Raw genomic sequence first — 5,734 nt, forward strand, 5'->3', positions numbered from 1 at the left:
GTACTACTTATACTTGGTCAGCATCGACTACCAATATTGAGGGTTCATTTGTTTTAGATGGAGATGGTACAGATATTAATCAGTTAGTTCAATTACAAGATCCTACGGTTGTTGGTTTTGTTACTATAGTTGTAATCCCACGAGCTAATAATTGTGATGGAGATGCAGTTACGATTCAAGTTGTTGTTAATCCAGTACCAGAGATTACGGATGTAAATGTAAGTGCAGAGACGATTTGTTCTAATAATGAAGTATCGATAAGTGTAGTTGGTATTCCAAGTGGGTTAAGTTACACTTGGCAAGCGATTAATAATAATGGAGTAACGATAGTTGGCGGAGTAACTAGTGGCACAAGTACTACGGGTGATATCGATGTTACTTTAGTTACTACTGATCCATTAGTAGCTGGAACGATTCAGTTTGAGATTACTCCGATTCGTAATGGATGTACAGGAGTTTCAGTTGTAACGCCAGTTATTACAGTTAATCCGATTCCGGGCACTCCGATAGGTTTACCAATATCAGAGATTTGTAGTGGCGAGAATGCGAATTTAAATATTTCGGTAACGCCATTGATGACAGGAACGGAGTTAGATTGGGAAGTAGTTGAGGCTGTAAATATCACAGCAGGTTATGCGACTCAAGGTTCAGGAGTATCACCGATATTGATTGATGACATATTGATTAATGAAACGGATCAACAAGGATTTATCCGTTACCGTGTAACTTCACGTTTGAATGGATGTATTGGAAATACTACAGATTTCATAGTTAGAGTGAATCCATTGCCACGTCCTACGTTACAAGACGGAGCGATTTGTGTTGATGGTTCAGGAGTTACCTTCCAGACGTATGTATTGCAGAGTGGGATAAGTGGTGCTATGTATGATTTTGATTGGTATTACAATGATACATTGATTGCAGGAGCAACAGGTACCAGTTACACAGCTACACAACCAGGAACGTATTCATTAATTGTAACCAATACAATAACAGGATGTATTTCAGATGAGGTGTTTGCCAATGTTATAGAAGTACAACCAGCCACAGCTGTATCAGCTACAGTTACAGATGCGTTTTCAGATAATGCTACCATAACAGTAAGTGTAACAGGCGGAACAGGAACGTTACTATATCAGTTAGATGATGAAGGCTTCCAAGAATCAAATGTTTTCACTGGCGTTTCAGCAGGATTACATACAGTGACTGTAATCGATACACAAGGATGTACATATTTGACTATAGAAGTATTGGTAATAGATTACCCGCCATTTTTCACACCAAATGGAGATGGATTTAACGATACTTGGAATATTATTGGATTACAAGACCAACCTGAAGCAAGAATCTATATTTTTGACAGATATGGTAAACTGTTGAAACAAATTAGCCCACAAGGACAAGGATGGGATGGAAGATTCAATGGAGCGGAACTGCCATCAACAGACTATTGGTTTACAGTNAGATGCGTTTTCAGATAATGCTACCATAACAGTAAGTGTAACAGGCGGAACAGGAACGTTACTATATCAGTTAGATGGTGAAGGCTTCCAAGAATCAAATGTTTTCACTAGCGTTTCAGCAGGATTACATACAGTGACTGTAATCGATACACAAGGATGTACATATTTGACTATAGAAGTATTGGTAATAGATTACCCGCCATTTTTCACACCAAATGGAGATGGATTTAACGATACTTGGAATATTATTGGATTACAAGACCAACCTGAAGCAAGAATCTATATTTTTGACAGATATGGTAAACTGTTGAAACAAATTAGCCCACAAGGACAAGGATGGGATGGAAGATTCAATGGAGCGGAACTGCCATCAACAGACTATTGGTTTACAGTGGAATATTTAGAGAATGCACAACAAAAAACTTTTAAAGCGCATTTTTCTATGATTCGATAAGAATGATTGAAATAAATAGAAAAGCAGAACTTAGGTTCTGCTTTTTTGTTTTAAAATTCTTTCAAATATTTTATTTGTTTTATTAAAATTCTTTCAAATACTCAATAAACTGCTCAATAAATAAGATGAAATGTTTTTTTAATCTAAAAAAGTTTTGATATTGTTAAAAATATTTTAATATTTGTATGTTAACTTAATTTTAAGAAATATAATATTATACATAACCAAAAACTATCCCATTATGAAAAAACTATTACTCTTTTTGTTTTTAATAACTTCTATTTTTAGTTTTAGTCAAGAAAAAAAGAAAGAAGAAATACAGAAAAATGTTTCCAAGACTAAGACTGTTAAAAATAACAACCAGCTTAGTGTTACTCCCTTACCTGTTGAGAGTAAAATTTCTCCTGAAGTTTTTTATATTATTAAAGACAAACCTGTAAGTAAAGAAGTTTACATGCAGTATTTATTTGATCAACAAAGAAATAAATAAAATAGAGTAAATATGAATTTAAAACAATACTTCGTTTTATTATTTGCTCTATTTTGTGCTAATTTTGATTTATTAGCACAACCAGCAAATAATACATGTGCAAACGCAATTACAATTCCAGTTACAAATGGAAGTTGTAGTTCTCCAGCCTATACAAATGTTGGGGCAACAACGGTTGGAAATCCACCAACACCGGGTTGTTGGGCGCCTAACAATATGAGTCATACGGTATGGTTTAATTTTGTGGCAACTTCCACTTCGGTAGAGTTGTCGACAAATTTCGGCTATTCTTTAACTAATACTCAAATAGCAGTTTATAGTGGTACTTGTGGAGCCTTGACTCTTTTAGGCTGTAATGAGGATATCAATAATGCAGGTGGATTGTTACATACTAGTGTGCAATTACACGGATTAACGGTTGGTAATACTTATTATATAATAGTTGATGGTAATGGAAATACTACAGGTGAATTTGGTGTATGTGCACAAGAAATTTTACCTATTGGTCCTCCTCTTCCTATTCAAGATTGTGCTACAGCACAATTTTTATGTAATACAAATAATGTTAACGTTGCTGATGGTACCGGAGGTCCTGGGTTAGTTCAAGAACAACCTTCTTGTTTTGGTGCGCCAGGAGAAAGAGCTTCTGCATGGTATACTTTTACTGCGGCAAATAATGGTACATTATGTTTTAATATAATTCCGAACACACCTGTTGATTATGACTTTGCTGTTTTTGATACAACTAATGGTTGTATTGGTACTCAATTGTCTTGTAACTGGGCAGGAACAACTGGTACTACTGGTCTAGGTTGTGCTGGTGCAGCTTGTAATGCATGTTTAACACTAACCGCGGGGAACACTTACTCAATTCTAATCGATAGGTTTACAGCTTCCTCGTCTGCTGGTTTTACACTGCAATTTACAGGAACAGCGCAATTTGCTTCTCCAAATCCGAGTTTTACTTCAACACCAGCATGTGTAGGTTCTCCCGTACAATTTACTAATACTACGCCTGGTTCAAATACATATAGTTGGAATTTTGGTGACGGAAATACATCAAGTGCAACCAATCCAACTCATACATATGCTGCTGCTGGTACATATAATGTAACATTATTAGTAACAACTAATCCAGGTGGTTGTCAAAACGTTGTTTCTCAAAATGTTGTTATAGCTCCATTACCTACCGCTAATGCAGGTGCAGATACAAGTGTTTGTTCGGGAGGATGTATTAATCTTAGCGGTACTTCATCTGTTCCTCCAGGAACTTTTGCAACTACCGTTACGAATCCTAATACAATTGCAATTGCAAATAATAATACTACTGGTTCAAATTCCACTGTAACAACTACTGGAATTGTTAATAGTAATTCTACTATAGGATCCATTTGCTTTAATCTAAATCATTCAAATTATCCTGACATTGGAAATGATGGAAATGCAAATGCTATTACTATCACAATGCCTGATGGTACTGTGTATAATTCTACCTTAACCCCTTTAGCAGCTGGTTCAGGACCAAGAACTTATTGTATTCCACCCGCAGTTTATGCTGGTTATACAGGTACACTTAATGGAACATTTACTTTAAATGTAAAAGATACAAGAGGTGGAGGTGGTGGAACAGGTTCTATAACTAGTTTTACAGTTGTTATTAACACGAATACAGTTCAATGGTCACCTACTACTGGTATGACTGGAGCAAATACATTAACTCCTAATGTATGTCCAGTAGCAACAACTACATATACGTTAACAGTCGTTTCTCCTTCAGGATGTGTTGCTACTGACACAGTTTTAGTAACTGTTTCACCAGCTCCAACTATAACTTTAACATCAGCAGCAGCAACAACTAATCAAGTAATTTGTGTCAATTCACCAATCACTAATATTACATATAGTATTGCTGGAGGCGCAACTGGTGCCACAGTTACTGGTCTACCAGCAGGTGTTACTGGAAGTTTTGCGGGTGGGATTTATACAATTAGTGGTACACCTACAGCTTCAGGAATCTTTAATTATACAGTAACAACAACAGGAGGTTGTGGAACCGCTGCAACAGCTACAGGAACTATCACAGTTAATCCTTTAAATACCATTGCGGCAGGAACAAGTCAAACGGTTTGTATCAATACCGCAATAACCACAATTAACTTAGCAACAACCGGAGCTACAGGCGCAACTTTCGCTGGTTTACCAGCAGGAGTTACGGGTACATGGGCAGGAAATGTTGCTACTATTAGTGGTACTCCAACAGCAGCTGGAACATTTAACTATACGGTAACTACAACAGGCGGATGTCCACCAGCGACTACAACAGGAACTATTACAGTTAATCCACAAAATACAATTGCAGCAGGTACTAACCAAACGGTTTGTATCAATACCGCAATTACAACGATTAATTTAGCAACAACTGGAGCTACAGGAGCAACTTTCTCAGGCTTACCGGCAGGAGTTACAGGAACTTGGGCAGGTAATGTTGCTACTATTAGTGGTACACCAACAGCAGCTGGAACATTCAACTATACGGTAACTACAACAGGCGGATGTCCACCAGCGACTACAACAGGAACTATTACAGTGAACTCAGCAATAGTACCAGTTACTGGATTTAGTTATCCAACCCCTGTATGTTTTGATTCAGCAAATTTATTACCAACTACTGTTGCTGGATTCACAACTGGTGGAACATTTTCATCAACGGTTGGTTTAACATTAAATGGTACAACTGGTGAAATTACAGTTACTTCTAGTACTCCTGGAACTTATACTGTAACATATTCTTATCCTGCTTCGGCATGTGGTGTGGCAGGAAGTAGTACTTTTGATATTACAATTACCCCACAGAATACAATTGCAGTAGGAGCAAACCAAACGGTTTGTATCAATACCGCAATTACAACGATTAATTTAGCAACAACAGGAGCTACAGGCGCAACTTTCTCAGGCTTACCAGCAGGAGTTACAGGTTCATGGGCAGGTAATGTTGCTACTATTAGTGGTACTCCAACAGCAGCTGGAACATTCAACTATACGGTAACTACAACAGGCGGATGTCCACCAGCGACTACAACAGGAACTATTACAGTTAATCCACAAAATACAATTGCAGCAGGTACTAACCAAACGGTTTGTATCAACACAGCAATTACTACGATTAATTTAGCTACTACTGGTGCAACAGGCGCAACTTTCTCAGGCTTACCAGCAGGAGTTACAGGTTCATGGGCAGGTAATGTGGCTACTATTAGTGGTACACCAACAGCAGCTGGAACATTTAACTATACGGTAACTACAACAGGCGGATGTCCACCAGCGACT

General features: G+C 37.5%; 4 protein-coding genes. All 4 read left to right on the forward strand.

Annotation, left to right across the window (positions count from 1 at the left end):
• Positions 1 to 35: 35 nt before the first annotated feature.
• The gene (locus tag DPN68_RS12785) at positions 36 to 1,481 is read left to right on the forward strand and encodes a T9SS type B sorting domain-containing protein (RefSeq protein ID WP_449404203.1); all 1,446 of its coding nucleotides are present in this window, start codon (positions 36 to 38) and stop codon (positions 1,479 to 1,481) included.
• Positions 1,423 to 1,917, forward strand: coding sequence for a T9SS type B sorting domain-containing protein (locus DPN68_RS12790; RefSeq protein ID WP_239987142.1), 495 nt, complete (start codon positions 1,423 to 1,425; stop codon positions 1,915 to 1,917). The genes DPN68_RS12785 and DPN68_RS12790 overlap by 59 nt, the downstream gene beginning before the upstream one ends.
• A gap of 241 nt (positions 1,918 to 2,158) precedes the next feature.
• Positions 2,159 to 2,407 (forward strand): hypothetical protein, encoded by a 249-nt coding sequence (locus tag DPN68_RS12795; RefSeq protein ID WP_113990028.1) that lies wholly within the window; start codon positions 2,159 to 2,161, stop codon positions 2,405 to 2,407.
• Between the two features lie 12 nt (positions 2,408 to 2,419).
• The coding region (locus DPN68_RS12800) for a beta strand repeat-containing protein (protein WP_113990029.1) at positions 2,420 to 5,734 on the forward strand (3,315 nt) is incomplete at its 3' end.

Source organism: Flavobacterium tibetense (assembly GCF_003293845.1).
Classification (GTDB): Bacteria; Bacteroidota; Bacteroidia; order Flavobacteriales; family Flavobacteriaceae; genus Flavobacterium; species Flavobacterium tibetense.

Coding starts and splice junctions, on each gene's coding strand:
- DPN68_RS12795 (WP_113990028.1), top strand. CDS start 2,159: ATGAAAAAACTATTACTCTTTTTGTTTTTAATAACTTCTATTTTTAGT.